Below are 19,983 nucleotides of genomic sequence, written 5' to 3'. Positions count from 1 at the left end.
CGCCACGCGTATGGAGCCATTTGTCGCCGAGCTGTCCCGCCTTTACCGCATCGCCTCGACCACGCCGGTCGAGCAGTTCGCGGACTGCGCGCTCGAGCAGCTGCGCGAGTGGATCGATTTCGACGGCGCCGTATTCGGCTTCGGCGAAACCGGCGCGGACCGGCTGACGATCGGCAGCTGCGCCATCTACAACCGCGACGCGGCGATCGTTGGCGAGTATGCCGCCGTCTCTGCCGCCGATCCCACCACACGGCGCTTCCTGCAGGCGCCGGGCGTGGTGGCGAACGTGGACACGCAGGCCGACTACAGCGCGCACGATGCGCAAGTCAAGCGCTTCGTGCGCCGCCACGACATCCGCCACCTGCTGCTGCTCGGCGAACCGGCGGCCGTGCCAAGCCACCTGCGCTGGATCGTCCTGTACCGCGGCACCCGGACCGGCTTTGGGCCGCACGAGTCGGCACGGCTGTCGGCCGCATGGTCGCACCTGCTGTGCGCGCTGGACCTGAACCGGACCCGCGCGCTCGACCTGCATGCGCTGTCAGGCGCACCGCGCGCGGCGGCGCTGGCCGGCCCCAACGGCGCGATCGAAGCGGCCAATCCGCTGTTCGTCGAGATGCTGCGGCGCGAGTGGCGCAACGCCACGCCTGCCTTTCTGCCGCCGGCCCTGTGCGAGGCGATGCGCGGCCCCGGCCCCTACGTGGGGCGCGAGATCGAGGTGTATTTCACGCGCAAGGGCGACTACACGTTGTGCCAGGCCGCTCGCCTGGGCGCGGAGTCCAGGCTCAGCCCGCGCGAGGCGCAGGTGGCCCGCTGCTTTGCTGCAGGCCAGGATTACAAGACGATCGCGGCGCTGCTCGGCATCTCGCCCAACACTGTGCGCGCCCAGCTTGCCAGCGTGTACCGCAAGCTGGAAATCAACGACAAGGCGATGCTGGCCGCCGCGCTCTCCCAAGCCCCCGGCAACTGACGCCGGCACCCGGCCCGCATGCGGCCGCGCATAGTGCATTTGCATGATTCCGGTTTTCCCTCCGCCGCTTTACTGTTATCTCCGCCTTCATCCGCTTGGGGGCGCAGATAACCATAAAACGAACGGAGACCATCATGACGCAGGCGCGACGCCTCATTCCACTGCTTTTCCTGACACTTGCCATCGGCCTTGCGGGCTGCGGCGCCGGCGACCAGGGGGCGCAAGGGCCGGCGGGGCCCGCCGGCGCAACCGGGCCGGCAGGGGCCAATGCCGACGCTATCGCCACCATTGGCGAGGGCGCGATCATCGTTGACGGCGTGGCTGCGGGCGATCCGAAGGAAAGCATCTATGTCCGCAAGGTCGGGCACGGACCGAAGACCATCGTCCTCATCCCCGGTAATAACACCTCCGGCGTCGCCTTCGACGGCATGCTCGGCTATTTCCGTTCCGTCGACGCGCTCAACGACGCCTATACCGTGTATGCCTTCGATTACCGGGGCAGCGGCAGGTCCAGCTACAACAAGAAGATCACGTCGCTGAAGGACTTTGCGCTCGATTTCGAGAAGGTGATGAACAAGATCACCGGCTTTCCGACTTCCGGCGTGACCCTGGTCGGCTACTCGATGGGTTTTGGCGTCGCGCTGGAGATGGTGATCGCCAACCCGGCGCGCTACGGCAACGTGGTCAGCCTGGCTGGCATCGGCACGCGCGGCATTCGCGTCAGCTTCAATGCCGGCCAGGCGGGAACCGACGCGGCGGGCCATGCATGGGCCAACGGCGACTGGGTGACCGTGACGAACGACGCCGCGGGCCTGGCCGGCACCGAGTTCCAGCAGCGCTCCTGGCAAGGGGACCAGCGCACCTACGCGAACGTGCAGGCGACGTGGGACGCGGTGGTCTATAACGACGTCCTGAAGTACGACATCAGCAAGGCCTTCACGGCGGCAGCGGTGACCGACCCGGCCTTCCGCGCGGCGCCGAGCTACGTCAATTCGCTGATGGACGGCTTCAACATCCAGTACATGCCGGAATCGCTGTACTACTCGCACAAGTTCAACGTCTCGCCGACCGACGTGGTCAAGGGTACGCCCAATGCCGACGGCAGCCTGGTGACGATCCCGGGCGACGGCCGGCTGGCGTCGCTGTTGACCGGGAAGCGCGCGCTGCTGGTGAAGGCCACTACCGACTTTGCGACCTGGCGCGGCGACCAGGTCATCTACGACAACTACACGGCCACCTCGAAATACGACCTCAAGCGCGCCGGCGCCGACGTCACCGCCGTGATGATCAACCCCAACCAGGGCTTCGACCACGGCTTTCCGGTGGCGCATCCTCTGGAGACGGTGCGCCTGATCGATGCCTTCATCAAGGGGAATGTCACTGCCGGCAGCGCGGCCAGCGCCTTGGGCAATGCGGGAGTTGCCGTGTATCCGAATGCGGAAACGACCTGGGAGACCGCCACGTTCACCGGGTTCTGACGGGCAGGGCCGGGCGCCGCCATGGCGCTGGCGACGCCGGATCGGGCAGGCCTACTGCGCTTCCTTGAGCCGGCGCGCGCCTTCGAGCAGCGGATGCCAGCCGAACACGAGTGTCATCATGAAGGTGTCGATGCGCGGGTCGGCGCTGGCTGCCTGGGCCAGCGTCGACTTGTAGCCCACCGTCAGGTTCAGGTTTTCGTTGATCTGGTACCCGAAGGTCAGCCCGAAGCCGAAGTTATTGAGTTTCTTCCCGCCGACGCCGTTGATGCGTGATTTGCCACCTTCGTAATAAGTGGCGTCGAGGGCGCCCCAGAACGATTCGGTCAGGTCGCGCGTCAAATGCGCGTCCAGCTGGAACAGCGGGTCCGTTTTCAGCGTTTGCCCGACAAAATCGGTGTTTTTGCCAAAGAACCAGACTGCGGGCAGGAGCTCGAGGGTCGTGCGCCGGCCCGGCACCCAAGGCCCGAACTGTACGACCATCGGTGCGCCCAGGCGGCCATACCATCGGTTTTGCCCAAGATTGAGTGGCTGGCTGCTGTCGTACTGGCCCAGCGGAATCGCCAGGTCGGCCAGCAAGTCGAGTGAGAAGCCAGGTTCATAGCGCAGGATGTCCGGAATGATCCTTTGCGCCGTTGGCCCGATGACGTTGACGTCGAACTCGAGCAGCGGGTCGCCGTATCCGTTGGCCGCCTTGTTAAACGACTTGCCGGCAACCGTCACTTCGCCGGACACCCGCCCCATCGGCGCCAGGATCGCGGCCATGGCCGAGCGCTCACCGAGCGCGAAGGTGCGTGCATAGCCGGCGATCGCCAGCGTGGCATCGACGGCTCCCCCGGGCAAAACTTGATGGGAGGGATCGAACGGGTTCGTGTTGCCGCTCAGTGAGTTGAAGATGATGGGCGTTCCGTTGGCGCCAACCAAGGACTTCCAGTAGAAGCGCGCGGGCACCTGCCCCTGCGCCTGGAGCGGAAGAAGCGCCATGGCCATCATGATGAGGGCGAGTCGCAACCACGCAGGCAGGCTCGCCATGTTGCTGCCATTTTTCATGGGATCTCACCCTTCTTGTTGACCGATCGTGGCCGCAGGACGATCAGGGCCTGGGTTCGGCCACCATCTCCTTTGGTGGGACAAACTGGCGCTTGTAGATCAGCGGCGGATAACCCGGGTCGTCCCGGAAGCGCTCCGGCAGCGTGTCGGCCAATCCCTCGAACGGCGAGCGGTTGGGCAGGATGACGTTATTCGCTTGCACGTAGCCCTGCCAGAGGGACAGCAACGCCTTGAGCTTGTCCGGGCGCTGTGCCGCAAGATCGGTGCGCTCGGCCGGGTCCGTTGCGAGGTTGAATAACTCCCAGTCGCCTTTGCCAAACGATTTCCACTCCCAGCGCAGCTTCCAGTCGCCCTGGCGGACGGCGCGATTGCCGAACAGCTCCCAGGCCAGGTAATCGGCCTCGCTGCGGGGAGATTCCACCTTGCCCGCCAGCAGCGGTAGCCACGACTTGCCGATCAGCGGCGGCAGCGTACGCCCGTCCTGCGTTCGCGGGTAGGCGGCGCCCGCGACCTCGAGCAGTGTGGGCATGATGTCGGCCACGTGCATGAGACCGCGGTTGATGCTTCCTTTGGCGCGCTTGACCACCGGACCGCTCACGATCAGCGCGTTGCGGATGCCGCCTTCGGCGAGCCATCCCTTGTATTGGCTGAAGGGGGTCATCGATACCTGCGCCCACATCGCGCCGTAGCCGACGTACGAGCCCGGATCGCCCCAGGCGTTCGGGCTGGTCTGCGACCATTTGCTGGCCGCGAAAAGGAAGTCACGGGTGCCAGGCTTACCGGTGATCATCTGGAACAGGTCGGTGCCTTCGGCGCCGTTGTCGCCGAAGACGATGAAGATGGTGTTGTCGTACTCGCCGATCTGCTTCAGGTGCGTGATGAGCCGTCCCACGTGGTAATCCATGTTTTCCATCATCCCGGCATACAGCTCCATCTTCTTGCCAAGAATGGCGCGGGTCGCCGGTGCGAGCACGATCGGGTCGGGCAGGAACCACATCCGCTCCGCTAGTCGCGTGCCTGGCGGCATGATACCCAGTTCGATTTCCCGTTTCAGTCGCGCCTGCCGCACCGCATCCCAGCCAATATCGTATTGGCCCACATGCCGGGTGCGCCATTCCTGCGGCAGGTGATAGGGATCGTGTGGCGCCTGGTGGGCGACATAGGCGAAGAAGGGTTTGCCGTCACCGCGGTGCGCGTCGATGTAGCCGATCAGCTTGTCGGTATAGGTCTTGGTGGCGTAGTAATTGTCGGGAAGGCGCGACAGGTAGCGGCCGTCCTCGGTGAACACCGACTTTGGCGAGGCACCGCTCAGGTTCGTCATGTCCCAGTAGCTGCCGGCGCCATCGAGCAGCGAGAAGTCGCGTTCGAAGCCGCGGGACGCCGGGATCTGGTCAGGCGCCTTACCCAAGTGCCATTTCCCGACCATGTAGGTGTGATAGCCCGCTGCCTTCAGCAACTGCGGCAGCGTGGCCACGCGTTTGTTCAGGTAGCCTTCGTAGCCGGGCACGCCGCGCTGGTTAGGCGCGGTCCACTCGTCCATGTTGCCAAGGCCGTTCAGGTGGGTGTCCACGCCGGTGAGCAGCATCGCGCGGGTGGGCGAGCAACTGGCGTGCGTGTAGAAGTTCGTGAAGCGCACACCGTCATTGGCCAGCGCGTCGAAATTCGGCGTGTGGATTTCGCTGCCGAACGATCCCATGTCGCAAAACCCCATGTCGTCGCCCAGGATGATGACGATGTTCGGTCGCTTTGCTGGCGCCTGCGCGCTCGCCGGCGCAGCCTGCAGCGCGCCCACGGCGGCGGCGAGCACGGTCATGACAGTGAACTTCATCGGTCCTCCACCATGGATTGCCTGCTGGTGCTTGCTCACGTGCGCAGCGTACACCGTCATCATTGCGCCCCTTTGATCGCACGCATCTGTCGCAACCGAGCGGCTCAGGCGGGCGGGCGTGCACGCCTTGCCACCTGGCGCACGATGTTGGGCATGTCGCGCTGGATGTGCGAGAAAAATGCCTTCAGGCCGGCGCAAAGGTAGTTCAGGTTCGGTTCGCCGGACGGCGCGCGTACCAGCCGGTTCTTCGGGCATTCGCCCCAGCACAGCGTGAGTGAAGGGCACTGGCGGCAGTAGTCCGGCAGCGTGTCGCGCTTGGCGAAGCCGAATTGCTGCTGGCGTGCCGAATAGGCCATGTCGCCCCAATGGGTCTGGCCGATGTTGCCGACACGGTATTCCGGGTACACGTAATGGTCGCAAGGGTATACGTCGCCGTTGTGCTCGACAGCCATGGACTTTCCGCAGAATTGCGCGGTGACGCAGCGTTGCGCGGGCAAGCCCATTGACTGCGCGACCGCGGTCTCGAACAAATCCACGTGAACCTTGCCGTAATCCCGGCGGTACCAGTCGTCCCAGACCTTGCACAGGAAGTGGCCCCAGTCGTCCGGGTCCACCGACCAGTCGGTGACGATCGAATCTGGCATGCCCGGTCTTGCCTGCGCGGTTCCGGCCAACGGAAGCAGGCCGGGCTCCCAATGCTGCGGCGCGACGGTGCGAAACGCCTTGGGCTCGACGCAGGGGATGAACTGAAGGCGGCGTGCGCCGAGCTCGCGCGTCAGGAACCGGTAGACGTCGAACGGGTGCCTGGCGTTCTCGCGGTTCACCACGCACAAGGCGTTGAACGGTACGGCGTGCTGGCGCAACAGGCGCGCGGCGGCCACTACTTTGTCGTGCGTTGGCGTGCCGCCCTTCGTCAACCGGTAACGGTCGTGCAGGCGTTGCGGGCCATCGCAGCTTAGCCCGACCAGAAAGTTGTGCTGCTTGAGGAAGCGCGCCCACTGCACATCGAGCAACGTGCCATTGGTCTGCAGGTCGTTGGAAACGCGCTGCCCCGGCTTCCTGTAGCGCGCCTGCAAGGCGACCACCCGGTGGAAGAACGCCAAGCCGAGCACGGTCGGTTCGCCGCCCTGCCAGCTGAACACCACCTCTTCGCCGGTCTGCGCCTCGATATATTGCCGTATATGTTGTTCGAGCATGTCGTCCGTCATCCGCGCTTGCGGCGGCTGCTCGCGCAATTGTTCCTTGTGCAGGTAGTAGCAGTAGGTGCAGTCCAGATTGCACGAGGAGCCAACCGGCTTGACCATTGCATGAAAACGGTGCTGCATGCCCTGCGGCTGTGCTGCCAGTTGCACCGCCGGTTGCGGCGCCTCGGCGGCTTGCCGCAAAGGGTACAGCGTGACGGGCCTGGTGTGCATGGGGCGCGCACCTCGCGTGGGTTGGATGCGGCCACGATAGCAGGGCCGGGGCGCGGCGCGGCGCAGGCACAACACACGTCTGGCCGACGTCAAACAAGGAGCGGATCGTGCGCCCCAAAGTGTGCACTGGCAGCACGCACGGCGGCGCGCATGACTGTTGTGCTTGTCACGGTTTGGTGCGAGCATGTATGCGTGCTTGCCCGCTGAAAGAGGGGGGCGCGCTGTTTGGCCTGGAATACAACGACAACGGATTCGGGAGGCAGACATGGGTAGCGAGAAGGACGATCCGCACAGCCGGCAGCGGCGCGCGGTATTACGGCAGGCCGGGGCACTGGGGGCGGCCTGGTCGCTCGGCGGGCTTGCAGCGGACGCGCTGGCCGCGCCCCCCAGGACGGTGAATCTTGGCTTTGACAACGGCGAACGTGAGCTGGTGGCCTATCCGCAAAAGCGGCCGCTGATCCTGCTGACCAGCCGGCCGCCGCAGCTCGAAACGCCGTTTGGCGTCTTCAACGAAAACATCATCACCCCCAACGACGCGTTCTTCGTCCGTTACCACTGGAGCGGGGTGCCCACATCGATCGATCCCGGAACGTACCGGCTGCACGTGGGCGGCAACGTGAACACGCCGCTCGAACTGTCGCTCGCGGAGCTCCGGCAAATGGGTGGCATGGAGCTCACCGCCGTCAACCAATGCTCCGGCAACAGCCGCGGCTTCTTCCAGCCACGCGTGAACGGCGGCCAGCTCGGCAACGGGGCGATGGGCAACGCGCGCTGGACCGGGGTGCCGCTCAAGACAGTTCTGGAGCGCGCGGGCCTGAAGGCGGGCTCGGTGCAGGTGTCGTTCAACGGCATGGACATGCCACCGGTTGCCGGCGGTCCCGACTTCGTCAAGGCGCTCGACGTCGACCACGCCATGGACGGCGAGGTCATGCTGGCCTACCTGATGAACGGGGCCGACCTGCCGGTGCTGAACGGCTACCCGGTACGCCTGATCGTGCCCGGCTATTACGGCACCTATTGGGTCAAGCACGTCAACGATATCCAGGTGCTCGACAAGATCTTCGACGGGTTCTGGATGGCATCGGCCTATCGCATTCCCGACAACGCCTGCGCCTGCGTGCCGCCGGGTACCTCGGTAGCGAAATCGCGCCCCATCGGCCGCTTCGACGTGCGCTCGTTCATCACCAGCGTGGCCAACGGCGCGAAGGTGAAGGCCGGGCAGGACCTGGTGCTCAAGGGGATCGCGTTCGACGGCGGCTCGGGCATTGCCGAGGTGGCCGTGTCCGTCGACGGCGGCAACACCTGGCGCACGGCGCGCCTGGGCGAGGACCTTGGCAAGTACTCGTTCCGTGCGTGGAGCGCGAGTGTGCGGCTACCCAAGGGCGCGCACGACCTGAAGGTGAGGGCGGTGAGCCGCATCGGGCAATCGCAGCCGATGGCGCCGCTGTGGAATCCACCGGGCTACATGCGCAACGTGGTCGAGACCACGCGCGTGACCGCTGTCTGAGGAGGACGCCATGAACATCAAACTTGTCGGTGCCGCGCTTGCGGTGCTTGCGTGCGGTGTGGCTGTGGCGGTCGAGATCCAGCTGCCGCCCGATGCGACGGCTTACAAGCCCAGCCAGCTGCCGGGTTACCAGCTGGTCCAGCGTAACTGCATGACCTGCCATGCGGCCGAATACCCGGCCACGCAGCCGCCCAGTTCCAACCGGGCGTACTGGGAAACCACGGTGAAGAAGATGAAGAAACCGTTCGGGGCGCAGTTCGACGACGCCGATATTCCGGCGATGGTCGATTACCTGGTCAAGACTTACGGGAACGAGCGCAGCGGGGCGGCGCCCGCGCCGAAAAAAGGTGGTTCAACGTAGGGTGGGCTCCCGAGCCCACGCGCAAGACACGCGGCGCGTGAAATCCGCGTGGGCACAAGTGCCCACCATACGGGATGCGTTACCAGCTGTACCCCGCCTTCACGTAGTAGAACCGCCCATTGAACCCGTTCGGCGCGAACCCGCTGTAGCGCGAAATGCCGCCGTTGTTCAGGTTCGCCTTCGAAGTGATCTCGGCCGGGTAGCGGTTGGTCACGTTGTCGATGCCGGCGGCGAGCCTCCAGTTGCGGTCGATCTTCACGCTGCCCGACAGGTCCAGCACCCATTGCGGGTCGTAGGTCTGGTCCAGCGTGGCGTCGTTCTGCGGCACGGTAAAGCTGCCGTAGCGCGTCACCACCGCGCGCGCGTTCCATGTGCCGCGGGTGTAGTCGCTGGACAGGCTCAGCTTGTCCTTGGGCGAAGCGACCGTCACGCGGTTGATGGTCTGGCGGTCCACCAGCAACAGCTTGTTCTGGGTGAGCAGCGCCGGGTTGTCGGCGACGTGGCGCACCGCGTTCTGGTTCCAGTTGTAGCCGAGCGTGAAGTCCACGCGCGCGCCCTGCGACAGCGGCAGGCGGTACGTGCTGACCACGTCCACGCCCTTGGTGCGGGTGTCCAGCGCGTTGGTGAAGTAGCGCGCCGCGCCGATGTAATAGCCGCGCGAGGCCATCTGCGCCTTGAGCGCGTCCGGCAGCGGCAGGTTGGCCGAGAACAGGATGCGGTCGTCGATGTCGATGCGGTACAGGTCCACCGAGGTGCTGAAGTTCTTCGACGGCTGGTACTGCAGGCCCAGGCTCAGGTTGCGTGCCTTCTCGGCCTTGAGCGGCTGCGCGCCGAGCACCTGCGCGGCCGGGTTGGTGACGGCGAAGGTGCCGGTCTCGATCGGCGTGTTCACGCCATTGATGACGAAGAAATTGGTGGTCGTGATCGTGTAGTACTGCTGCGCCAGCGACGGCGCGCGGAAACCGGACGAGGCGGTGCCGCGCACCGAAAAGTCGGGCGTGACCGCGTAGCGCGCCGATGCCTTGGCCGAGGTGGTGTCGCCAAAGTCGGTGTAGTGCTCGTGGCGCACCGCCACCGAGCCGGCCAGCTTGTCGGTCACGTCCGCTTCCAGGTTCAGGTACGCGGACTGGTTGCTGCGGCCGTTCTTGCCGGCGTCCGTGGCACGGAAGCCCGAAAAGCCCTGCGAGCCGCCGCCGGTGTACGACGCCTCTTCGCCGGCGCCGATCTCGTAGCTCTCGTGACGTGCCTCTAGGCCGAGTGCGACGGTCAGCGGGCCATGCAGGAACGACACCGGGATCTCACGCGCCACGTCCAGGTTGGCCAGGGTCTGGCCGAACTTCAGGCGGCCGGCGTAAAAGTGGGTCGGGCTGGCCGCGCCCAGGCTCTGGTTGATCGTGTTGTCCAGGTCGAGCGAGAACTCGTTGCTGCCGTAGTTCAGGCTCGCGTCCCAGCGCCAGCCGGCCAGTTCGCCGCGCAGGCCGGTCACCACCGACTTGTCGGTCGAGGTGCTGTCTTCCAGCGGCAGGAAGCCTTCCGGATAGATCGTCGGCGAGCGCAGCGCGGTGCCGACGTAGGCCGTGCGCCAGGTGGCCGCGGCCGAGGTGTAGCGCTCGCCGTAGTTGGCAAAGCCGTACCACTCGATGTCGTCGTTGACGCGCACCTGGCTGTTGACGAACAGCGTGCGCGGACGGCTCTCGGGGTCGCCCAGGCGCTGGGTCACCTGGCCATAGCGTGGCTCCTTCGGGTTGCGGAAGTCGGCCCCGGCGCGGTTGGTCGGGTCCTTGTCGGCCGCCTCCAGCGCAATGCGCACCCAGCCGCGGTCGCCCAGCTCGAAGCCGGTCGAGCCGCGCAGCGTCACTTGCCTGCCGTCGTGCTGCTGGTACTGGCCCCAGCCGGCTTCGACGTCGCCGCCCTTGGCGCCTTTTTTCAGGATGATGTTGATGACGCCGGCGATCGCGTCCGAGCCGTACTGCGCGGCCGCGCCGTCGCGCAGTACTTCGATGTGGTCGATCGCCTCCAGCGGGATCGCGTTCAGGTCCACCGGCGCCGAGCCGCGGCCCAGCGTGCCGTTGACGTTGATGACCGACGAGGCGTGGCGGCGCTTGCCGTTCACCAGCACCAGCACCTGGTCGGGCGACAGGCCGCGCAGCTGCGCCGGGCGCACTGCGTCGCTGGCGTCGGCGCCGGACGGACGCGGGAAGTTCACCGACGGCAGGATGCGGCCGAGGACGGTGGCCAGCTCGGTCGAGCCGGTGGCCTGCAGTTCCCTGGCGCCGATCACGTCGACCGGCGACTGCGAATCGAGCGTACGGCGGTTCTTGGAGAAGGTGCCGGTGACGACCACCGACTGCATTTGCGCGCCGTCGTCGGCGGCGGGTTGCTGGGTTTGCGCGCTGGCGTTCAGGCCGAGCGAGCCGATCAGGCCAAGCACGAGCAGGCTCGGTGCGGAGTGGTGCTTACTCATCTTTCGAGATACTTTCTTCTTCTGACAATTGCGAGGGGGATGCGAAGATTAGCAGCCTCATCATTCGCCGCGCCAATATTGTTTGCTTGTTTGCTTATGCGGATTCCGCGATAAGGCCCGGTCCCCAGCCAGGATGAGGCTGGACCGTTGTGGTAAATTGCCATTTTTGTTTCCTTAGTGGCCATGATCGTTTCCTTGACCCATTCGCGCGGGCTCACGCTCCTTTCCCTGTCCTTGCTCGCGGGCTGCGCCTCCTTCCACGTCGAGCCGCAACCGGAGGCCGCATTCGTGGTGCTGGGCGAGCAGGGCGCTGCGCTGGTGCGCGCGATCACGAGCCAGCCGGCCTGCCCGTCGATGGCGGTGGACGGCAAGGCGGTAGCGATGGACGTGCGCGCGCCGCTGCAGGCGATTCCCCTGCGCCCGTCGGGCAAGCCTCAATCGGCGTCGAGCGCGGTGCTCACCTGCGAACGCGCGCTGCCGCACGGCGTGCAGGAGGTGCAGGTGGCCGGCCGCAGCCTGCCGCTGCCGCGCGCCGAAGCAAAGCGCATCGTGGTGATCGGCGACACCGGCTGCCGCATCAAGGGCAAGGAGATCCAGGACTGCAACGACGAACAGGCGTTCCCGTTCGCCCGCATAGCGGCGGTCGCCGCCGCGTTCGGTCCGGACCTGGTGGTGCACGTGGGCGACTTCCACTACCGCGAAGACCCGTGCCCGGCGGACCACAAGGGGTGCGCAGGCAGCCCGTATGGCTACGGTTGGGATGCATGGAATGCGGACTTCTTCCAGCCCGCACGCCCGCTGCTGCACGCGGCGCCCTGGGTCATGGTGCGCGGCAACCACGAATCGTGTGACCGGGCGGGGCAGGGCTGGTGGCGCTACCTCGATCCGCGCCCCTTGCTGCAGCACCGTGCCTGCGACGACCCGCGCGACGACGCGCTGGGCGACTACAGCGACCCGTACGCGGTGCCGCTTGGCGCCGGCGCGCAACTGCTCGTGCTCGACACGGCGAACACTTCCCACAAAGGTTTCAAGGACGGCGACCCGCGCCGCGCCATCTACGCAGACACGCTGCGCAAGGCCGAAGCGCTGACTCGCAATGCCAGCTACAACATCGCTGTGGATCACCATCCGCTCTACGCGTTCGGCGCGACCACCGAGAAATCGGGCGCAGTGCGGCTGTTCGGGGGCGACGCCGGGCTGGTGCAGGCGTTTGGCGACGTCACCCCGCGCTACCTGCCGGCCAGCGTTGACATGCTCCTGTCCGGCCACGTGCACCTGTGGGAGCAGGTGAGCTTTGCGAGCGACCACCCGACCCAGTTCGTGAGCGGCTTTTCCGGCACCGCCGAAGACCTGGTGCCGCTGCCGGCCGCGGTATCGCCGAGCCAGACCCCGACCCCGGGGGCAGTGGTGGCGCACATGAGTTCGTGGATCGACGGCTTCGGCTTCATGACCATGGAACGCACCGGCGCGCGCGACTGGCTGGTCAAGGTGTGGGACCGCGACGGCCGCGTGCGCAACAGCTGCACCGTCAATGGCAGCAAGTCGGTCTGCGAGGTGGCGCAGGTCAAGTAGGACTAGTCCTACATTGGTACAAATCTAGTTGCATCGAAGCTACGGATCAGGCAGTATAGCGCTGTTGGGGCGTTACCTCTCCGGGTGACCCGCTCGATCAGCGATGAGGGGCTGTTGTGCTTACCTCTTGCGCCCCCGGCCACTGCCGGGGGCATTTTTTCCGCGATCGGCCAGCAATCCCGCCAGCTCTACGGATTTGCCCGCATGACCGACCTGATCTCCCTTGCATCCCGCCTCGCCTGGCCTCTGGCACTGACCCTGGCCTGGATGGCGGGTGAACTGATGTACCGCTTTTCCGGCATGCCGCGCATCGCCGTCTATGGCCTGGCCGGCTTCGTGTTCGGCAACGTGGCCGCCGGCTACCTGCCGCCATCCGAGGCGCAAGCCTTCATGCTGTTGGCCAATCTTGGCTTCGGCCTGATGCTGTTCGAGCTTGGCTACCGCATCAACCTGCGCTGGCTGCGCAACAACCCGTGGATACTCGCCACCTCGCTGGCCGAAAGCGTGTGCACCTTCGCCGCCGTGTACCTTGTCGCGACCTATTGCGGTACGCCGCCGCTGGCCGCCGGGCTGCTGGCCGCGCTGGCCATGTCGACCTCGCCCGCCGGGCTGCTGCGGGTGTTGAACGAGCAGGCCAGCTCGGGCCAGGTGACCGAGCGCGCGCTGCACCTGTCCGCGCTGAACTGCGTACTGGCCGTGTTCGCGTTCAAGGTGGTCGTCGGCATCGGCGTGTTCCAGACATCCGGCGACCTGGCGCACGCGGCGTGGAGCAGCCTGGTCGTGCTGGCCGCGTCGGCGCTGCTTGGGGCGCTGTTCGGCATGGCAGTGCCGCTGTGGCTGCGCCGGATCGACAACGCCGCGCGCGACGCCACGCTGGCCTTTGCGATAGCGGTGTTCCTGCTGGTCGTGATCACCCATGTGCTGGTGTTTTCGCCCGTGCTGGCCGCACTCACTTTCGGCATCGTCGCGCGCCACCGCCGCATTGCGCTCTCGCCGGCGCAGCGCAACTTCGGTGTGCTGGGCGACTTGCTGTCGGTGCTGCTGTTCTTCTTCGTGGCCACCACGCTGTCGTGGGATCAGGTGGCACGCGGATTTGCGCTGGGCCTGTTGCTGGTGTTGGTGCGCGCCCTGATCAAGGTCGCGGTCTGCACCGCGTTTGCGCGCGTGTCCGGCATCACCGCGCGCAAGGGCGCGTTGTCGGGACTGGCGCTCACGCCGATGGCGGTGTTTGCGATTTTGCTGCTGGAGCAGACCCGCCGCCTTGGCGTGGACCTGTTCCACAGCCTGGCGCCGCTGGCTGCGATCGCGCTGCTGCTCGAGGTGGCCGGGCCGCTGGTCACGCAGCGCGCCGTGCTGCTGGCCCGCGAAGCACGCAGCGTGCGGGAGGAATGACATGCCGCTTGAACGATTCGCCACTTCCGATTCGCTGACCATGGGCGTGGAGCTGGAACTGCAGCTCGTGAGCCTGTCCGACTTCGACCTGGTGGCCGCCTCGCCGGACATGCTGGAGCTGCTCGGGCGCGCGCCGTTCCCGGGCAACGTCACGCCCGAGATCACCGAGAGCATGATCGAGATTAACAGCAGCGTGCATACCGGCCACGCGGGCCTGTTGGCCCAGCTGCGCGAGATCCGCGACCGGCTTCTGGCGGCGGGCGACCGGCTCAACGTGGGCGTGTGCGGCGGCGGCACGCATCCGTTCCAGCAGTGGTCGCAGCGGAAGATCTTTTCCAAGCCGCGCTTTCGGCAGGTGTCGGCGCTGTACGGCTACCTCGCCAAGCAGTTCACGGTGTTCGGCCAGCACGTGCACATTGGCTGCAGCTCGGGCGACGAGGCGCTGTTCCTGCTGCATTCGCTCAACCGCTACATCCCGCATTTCATCGCGCTCTCGGCGTCCTCGCCGTTCCTGCAGGGGTATGACACGTTGTTCAACTCGGCGCGCCTGAATTCGGTGTTCGCGTTTCCACTGTCGGGCCGCGCGCCGTTCCTGCTGCGCTGGGAAGACTTCGAGCGCGACTATTTCGCCCGCATGGAAAGCACCGGCATCGTCAAGAGCATGAAGGACTTCTACTGGGACCTGCGCCCCAAGCCGGAGTACGGCACCATCGAGCTGCGCGTGTGCGACACGCCGCTGACGGTGGAGCGGGCCGCGGCGCTGGCGTGCTACCTGCAGGCGCTGTGCCGCCACCTGCTCGAACGCAAAGAGCCGGCGCCGCGCGAGGACGACTACCTGGTGTACAACTACAACCGCTTCCAGGCGTGCCGCTTCGGGCTGGACGGGACCATCGTGCATCCGCAGACGCACGAGCAGATGTCACTGCGCGAGGACATCCTGACCACGCTGCGGCACCTTGAGCCGCATGCGCAGGCGCTGGGCAGCGAAGCGGCACTGGACCATATCTACCATGAGGCGCATGCGGGCAGCGACGCTTACTTCTTGCGCGACGCGTTCGCCCAGGCCGGCAGCGCCGAGGGCATCGTGGACGCGGCGCTGCAGCGGTTTCGCGGGGAAGGGGAGGCGTGACCGGGTCAGAGCTGGGCGAGCGGCACCGCGGCGCCGGCCTCGTCGGCGGCGAGCGCGGCGATCAGCTTGTCCAGGTCCTGTTCCAGCCGCGCCAGCGTTTCGGGGTCGAGCGCGGAGAGCGCATCGGGCAGCACGCCGGCAAACGGCATCGGCGCGCTCTTGAGCACGGCCTCGCCTGCCGGCAGCAGGCGCAGCGCCACGCTGCGGCGGTCCAGTCCCTCGCGCGCGCCCACGACCAGGCCGCGCTCGACCAGCGCCTTGATCAGGTTGCTGGCGGTGGACTGGTGGATGTCGAGCTCGCGCGCGAGGTCGGTGACGCCAATGCCGGGCTGGCGCTCGATCACGGCCAGCGCCCACAGCTGGGCGCCGCCCACGCCCGCCTCGCGCTCGACCTGGCGGAAGTGGGTCTTGACCGCATTGAAGACGATACGGAACTGGCGCAGCACGCGCGTGGACGGCGCCAGCGCGTCGTCCTGATTTTGGATGAAATCAGTCATGGGCGAATGATATAGGAAATTGTCGCGCCACCCCGCTTTCCAGCCGTCCGTGCACCATGGCCCGGGGCCCAAAGTGAGGTGAACAACCGTCAGTTGCGCCGTCCTCGGCTATACTTGCTGCTCTTATCAGTGATGCAGACAGGGTAAAGACAAGTGGCCGAGGACGACAACACAGGCAGCCGGCTCAAACGCCATGGAAAACGGCTGTTCGACGCGGCCCAGGTTTCGGCCCGCAACGGCTACCAGCTGGCGCAGGGCAAGCTCCAGAATCGCACCCCGCTCCAGCGCGCCGCGCTGGTCACCCTGTGGAGCCTGCTCGCGCTGATCGTGCTCGGCACGCTGTACATGCTGCTGCTGGTCCCGCTCACGCCGGGCATTTCGGACCTCAAGCAGGCGCGCGTGGCCCGCCCCACGGTGATGCTGTCGGCCGACGGGCGCGAACTGGCCAGCTTCGAGCAGGGGCTGCAGGAGCGCGTCAAGCTGTCGCAGATTTCGCCGCACGTCATCAACGCGCTGATCGCCACCGAGGACCACCGCTTCTACGACCACCACGGGGTGGACTTCACCCGCATCGGCGGGGCGCTGGTGGCCAGCCTGCACGGCGACACGCAGGGCGGCTCGACCATCACCCAGCAGCTGGCGCGCAACATGTTCCCCGAGGAGATCGGACGCTCGCGCAGCCTGAATCGCAAGCTCAAGGAGCTCATCACCGCGATCAAGATCGAGAACACCTACAGCAAGCCCGAGATCCTTGAGATGTACCTGAACACGGTGCCGTTCCTGTACAACACCTTCGGCATCGAGATGGCGGCGCGCACCTATTTCGGCAAGCCGGCCGCCCAGCTGGACATCGTCGAGAGCGCGACGCTGGTGGGCATGCTCAAGGGGACCAACTACTACAACCCGGTGACCAATCCCGAGCGCTCGGTCCAGCGCCGCAACGTGGTGCTGGGCCAGATGCTCAAGCAGGGCGCGTTCTCGGAAGCGCGCTACAAGCAGCTGCTCAAGCGTCCGCTGCGCGTGCACTTCGCGCGCCAGACGGCCGAACGCAATACCAAGGAAAACCACTTCACGGCCTACGTGCGCAAGTGGCTGATCGATTGGGCCGACGAGAACGACTACAACCTGAACCTGGACGGCCTGGTGGTGCGCACCACGCTCGACTACGACCTGCAGCAGGCCGCGCAGCGCGCGGTCGAGCGCCAGGCCGCGGCGCTGCAGGCGGTGGCCGACGTCGAGTGGGCGCGCGCCCAGCCGCCCGGCGGCAGCTCGACCGGCCTGTACACCGACCTGCACGGCAGCGTGGCCCCGTTCGACTATTTCTGGCGCTCGCACGCCGACCTGCTGGACCAGTTCGTGCGCGAGTCCGGCGCCTACCGCCGCGCCGTCGACGGTGGCGAGGCGCCGGCGGCCGCATTCAAACGCCTGAAGGCCGACCGTGATTTCATCGCCAAGCTGAAGGCAACCAAGACCCGGCTCGAGGCAGGCTTCGTGGCCATGGATCCGAACACCGGCGAGATCAAGGCCTGGATCGGCAGCCGCGATTTCCAGCGCGAGCAGTACGACCACGTGGTGCAGGCGGCGCGCCAGCCGGGGTCCACGTTCAAGCCGATCGTCTACGGCGCGGCACTTGAACGCGGCATCACGCCCGACCATCCGTATCTGGACGCGGTGATGGACATCAAGGCTGCGGACGGCACGATCTGGCGGCCGACCGACATGAGCGGCACCACCGGCCGCCAGATGACGCTGCGCGACGGTCTTGTGTTCTCGAAGAATACGATCACCGCCCAGGTGATGCAGGACGTCGGGCTGCCGCCGATCGTCAAGCTGGCGCGCGACATGGGCATCCGCGAGAGCAAGCTGTCGCAGGTGCCCTCGCTGGCGCTGGGCACAAGCCCGGTGACGCTGCTGGAGATGGTCAACGCCTACTCGACCATCGCGGCGCAGGGCAGCTATCGCCGGCCGGTCTTCATCAAGAGCATCTCCGACCGCGATGGCAAGGTGATCGCCCAATTCGACAGCGGCAAGCCTGAGCCGGCGTTGTCCAGCGCGTCGGCAGTCACGCTGATCGACATGATGCGCGGGGTGGTCAATCGCGGCACCGGTACGGCCGTGCGCTACCGCTTCGGCATCAATGCGGACGTGGCGGGCAAGACCGGCACCACGCAGAACAATGCCGACGGCTGGTTCATCCTGATGCATCCGAACCTGGTGGCAGGCGCCTGGGTGGGCTTCAACGACACGCGGGTGGCGATGCGCAGCAGCTACTGGGGGCAGGGCGGCCACAACGCCGTGCTCCTGGTGGGCGACTTCTTCAAGACGGCGCTCGACAGTGGCAAGCTGGACGCGCGGGCGGTCTTCCCGGGCGGGCGTCCGCCACCGCCGGTGCAGCGTAACCAGGAGCCTGAGCCGGACATGGAAGAGCAGCCGAGCGACCTGCAGCAGGACGGCGCGCCGCCGCCGCAGCCGCCGGTACCGCAGCCGCCGCCCGAAGAGGATGAGCCGCCGGCCCAGACCCTGCCACCGCCGCCGGAGAACGCGCCGACGCAGGGGCAGCAGTCCGGTTCGGACCTCTAAGCCCCTGGAACCGCTCTCTTGGCACGTCGTCCCCGCGAAGGCGGGGACCCATGGAACGTTTGAACAGCCAGGGCAGTGGTTACGGGCCACCCGGGCCCGGCATGGGTCCCCGCCTTCGCGGGGACGACGGTGGCGCGGGCACTTTAGTGCAGGCTGCGCACGTTCCCCGCGCCGCGCTTTTCGCCGCTGGATGCCTGATCGTGCACCAGCATGGTCTGCGGCGGCGTCGAGGTCGAGATACCCTGGTCGATGAACATCTGCATCGCCGCGAGGATGATGGCCTGCTGGGTATCCATGAACTTGATGTAGTCCGCCGTCAGCATCGTGTAGGCCACCTCGAACTCGATGAAGTTCTGGTCGAGCGACTTGACGTGCGCACGCTCGAAGTTCACCTTATCTTTCGTCTCGACGATGTGCTTGAGCGCGGGCGGCACCTTGGCCACCAGCTCGGGCGGCGTGGTCGGACAGGCGCGCAGGCTGAACTGCACGTGGCGCGTTTGCATGCGCTTGAAATTGTGCACCGTGTTCTTGAGGATCTCGGCATTCGAAATGACGATCTGCTCCCCCGACAGCGCGCGGATTCGCGTGGTCTTGAGCCCCACGTGCTCGACGGTGCCGGAAAAGTCATTCACCGCCAAAAAGTCGCCCACCTCGAACGGCTTGTCCACCGCAATGGCGAGCGAGGCAAACAGGTCGCCCAGGATGTTCTGCACCGCGAGCGCGATCGCGACGCCACCGATGCCCAGGCTGGCGACAAAGGTCGTCACGTTGATTCCCAGGTTGGACAGCATCGCCAGCGCGAACACGGTCCACACGCTCGTTTGCAGCACCCAGATCATCAGCGTGTGCGCGACCGTGACCTGGTCGTCCTCGGCGCCACGTCCATGCTGGCGGAAGTAGCGCCGCGCCGTGACCGCAACCGCGCGGTGCAGCCATAGCGCGAGCTGTGCGCCAAGGGTGATGAACCACAGGTGGCGCACCCGCTGGTCCCACGGCGCCGGCAGGTCGAGCACCGACAGGCCGATCAGCAGGGCGGTGGCGACGATCGCCAGGTTGCTGGTGCGCGCCAGCGTCTGGCGCAGCACCTCGGCCACCGGCCGGTGCGCGCGTTCGTCGGACAGTTTGCAAACGCGGCGCCGGAACAGCAGCAGCACGGTGTGGATGGCGATGAAGCTGACCACTGCCGCCGCCAGCGCGAACAGGGCGTTGGGCAGGGTGATGTTGAGGGATGAGACGAATCCGCGGATATCCAAGGCGGCCTCCTTTCAAAAACGGCGACGCCGGCCGGCAGCGCATCATGGCGCTGCGGGGCGGCGTCGCGGGAATTACCGGATGGGGTGGGGCGGCGCGGGTCAGCGCTTGAGCTGTTCGCGCACGGCGGTCACGCTGTTGCCCGCCTGCGCGACAGCACGCGCCAGTTCCTCCTGCGAGACGCCGAGTTCGCGGGTCCAGTACTTCACTTCCCAGGGTTCGTTCATGTTGATGCGCGAACGGTCCTGCTGCCCGCGCTGGTTCAGGTCGTCTGCCATGATGTCCTCCTGAATGATGAGCATGGGCCCAGCATGCCATGGCGGGCGTACACCTTCCGTTCGCTGGCGAACGTTCAGGCCGCTTGGTCGTAGGGTGGGCGGCTCGTCCGCCCACGCGTTCAACTACTCCATGAATGACCGCTCCCGGATGCGCTGGCTCCGTTTGAACGCGTGGGCGGGAGACCCGCCCACCCTACGCGAAACGCGTGTTTTGAGG

The 19,983-nt window shown here is 66.4% G+C and carries 16 protein-coding genes; 8 read left to right on the top strand and 8 right to left on the bottom strand.

The window, feature by feature from the left end; translation table 11 throughout:
• Positions 1 to 10: 10 nt before the first annotated feature.
• Positions 11 to 967, top strand: coding sequence for a helix-turn-helix transcriptional regulator (locus tag NX774_RS00515; protein WP_258820200.1), 957 nt, complete (start codon positions 11 to 13; stop codon positions 965 to 967).
• Positions 968 to 1,101: 134 nt separating this feature from the next.
• The gene (locus tag NX774_RS00510; RefSeq protein ID WP_258820199.1) at positions 1,102 to 2,445 is read left to right on the top strand and encodes an alpha/beta hydrolase; all 1,344 of its coding nucleotides are present in this window, start codon (positions 1,102 to 1,104) and stop codon (positions 2,443 to 2,445) included.
• Between the two features lie 51 nt (positions 2,446 to 2,496).
• On the opposite strand, the gene NX774_RS00505 is transcribed toward NX774_RS00510, so the two are convergent.
• The 3 genes from NX774_RS00505 to NX774_RS00495 all read right to left on the bottom strand — a co-directional run bounded on the left by NX774_RS00505 (position 2,497) and on the right by NX774_RS00495 (position 6,735).
• Positions 2,497 to 3,492, bottom strand: coding sequence for a transporter (locus NX774_RS00505; RefSeq protein ID WP_258820198.1), 996 nt, complete (start codon positions 3,490 to 3,492; stop codon positions 2,497 to 2,499).
• 43 nt (positions 3,493 to 3,535) lie between these two features.
• Positions 3,536 to 5,320 (bottom strand): arylsulfatase, encoded by a 1,785-nt coding sequence (locus tag NX774_RS00500; protein WP_258820197.1) that lies wholly within the window; start codon positions 5,318 to 5,320, stop codon positions 3,536 to 3,538.
• A gap of 104 nt (positions 5,321 to 5,424) precedes the next feature.
• Positions 5,425 to 6,735, bottom strand: a complete 1,311-nt coding sequence (locus NX774_RS00495) for an anaerobic sulfatase maturase (protein ID WP_258820196.1) — start codon at positions 6,733 to 6,735, stop codon at positions 5,425 to 5,427.
• 265 nt (positions 6,736 to 7,000) lie between these two features.
• Here NX774_RS00495 and sorA point away from each other — a divergent pair, with 265 nt between their 5' ends.
• The gene (sorA, locus tag NX774_RS00490; RefSeq protein WP_258820195.1) at positions 7,001 to 8,242 is read left to right on the top strand and encodes a SorA family sulfite dehydrogenase catalytic subunit; all 1,242 of its coding nucleotides are present in this window, start codon (positions 7,001 to 7,003) and stop codon (positions 8,240 to 8,242) included.
• A gap of 10 nt (positions 8,243 to 8,252) precedes the next feature.
• A complete protein-coding gene (sorB, locus tag NX774_RS00485) occupies positions 8,253 to 8,603 on the top strand; it encodes a SorB family sulfite dehydrogenase c-type cytochrome subunit (RefSeq protein WP_258820194.1) in 351 nt (116 codons plus the stop codon).
• Positions 8,604 to 8,682: 79 nt separating this feature from the next.
• Here sorB and NX774_RS00480 read toward each other — a convergent pair whose 3' ends face one another.
• Both NX774_RS00480 and NX774_RS00475 read right to left on the bottom strand, forming a co-directional pair.
• Positions 8,683 to 11,067 (bottom strand): TonB-dependent receptor plug domain-containing protein, encoded by a 2,385-nt coding sequence (locus NX774_RS00480; protein WP_258820193.1) that lies wholly within the window; start codon positions 11,065 to 11,067, stop codon positions 8,683 to 8,685.
• Entirely contained in the window at positions 11,064 to 11,252 is a 189-nt protein-coding gene (locus tag NX774_RS00475; RefSeq protein WP_258820192.1) for a hypothetical protein, read from the bottom strand. Before NX774_RS00475 ends, NX774_RS00480 begins: the two co-directional genes overlap by 4 nt.
• On the opposite strand from NX774_RS00475, the gene NX774_RS00470 reads away from it, so the two are divergent.
• The 3 genes from NX774_RS00470 (at position 11,251) to NX774_RS00460 (ending at position 15,160) form a co-directional block, all read left to right on the top strand.
• Complete coding sequence (locus NX774_RS00470) at positions 11,251 to 12,639, top strand: metallophosphoesterase family protein (RefSeq protein WP_258820191.1); 1,389 nt, start codon at positions 11,251 to 11,253, stop codon at positions 12,637 to 12,639. The two genes, NX774_RS00475 and NX774_RS00470, sit on opposite strands and share 2 nt — an antisense overlap.
• Before the next feature lie 204 nt (positions 12,640 to 12,843).
• On the top strand, positions 12,844 to 14,031 hold the full coding sequence (locus tag NX774_RS00465) for a cation:proton antiporter (RefSeq protein ID WP_258820190.1): 1,188 nt from the start codon (positions 12,844 to 12,846) through the stop codon (positions 14,029 to 14,031).
• Position 14,032: 1 nt separating this feature from the next.
• Positions 14,033 to 15,160, top strand: a complete 1,128-nt coding sequence (locus tag NX774_RS00460; protein WP_258820189.1) for a YbdK family carboxylate-amine ligase — start codon at positions 14,033 to 14,035, stop codon at positions 15,158 to 15,160.
• 5 nt (positions 15,161 to 15,165) lie between these two features.
• Here the strand turns inward: NX774_RS00460 and NX774_RS00455 are convergent, their stop codons facing one another.
• On the bottom strand, positions 15,166 to 15,657 hold the full coding sequence (locus NX774_RS00455; protein WP_258820188.1) for a MarR family winged helix-turn-helix transcriptional regulator: 492 nt from the start codon (positions 15,655 to 15,657) through the stop codon (positions 15,166 to 15,168).
• 153 nt (positions 15,658 to 15,810) lie between these two features.
• Here NX774_RS00455 and NX774_RS00450 point away from each other — a divergent pair, with 153 nt between their 5' ends.
• Positions 15,811 to 18,237 carry a penicillin-binding protein 1A gene (locus NX774_RS00450; RefSeq protein ID WP_258820187.1) on the top strand — a complete coding sequence of 809 codons (2,427 nt, stop codon included), beginning with the start codon at positions 15,811 to 15,813 and terminating at the stop codon, positions 18,235 to 18,237.
• A 143-nt stretch (positions 18,238 to 18,380) separates the two neighbouring features.
• On the opposite strand, the gene NX774_RS00445 is transcribed toward NX774_RS00450, so the two are convergent.
• Complete coding sequence (locus NX774_RS00445) at positions 18,381 to 19,490, bottom strand: mechanosensitive ion channel family protein (RefSeq protein ID WP_258820186.1); 1,110 nt, start codon at positions 19,488 to 19,490, stop codon at positions 18,381 to 18,383.
• A gap of 99 nt (positions 19,491 to 19,589) precedes the next feature.
• Positions 19,590 to 19,766, bottom strand: a complete 177-nt coding sequence (locus tag NX774_RS00440; RefSeq protein ID WP_258820185.1) for a DUF3606 domain-containing protein — start codon at positions 19,764 to 19,766, stop codon at positions 19,590 to 19,592.
• Positions 19,767 to 19,983 lie beyond the last annotated feature (217 nt).

Source organism: Massilia agilis (genome assembly GCF_024756255.1).
GTDB lineage: Bacteria > Pseudomonadota > Gammaproteobacteria > Burkholderiales > Burkholderiaceae_D > Telluria > Telluria agilis.
Note: the sequence above shows the minus strand (reverse complement) of the source record. Positions and strands in the feature narration are given on the sequence as shown.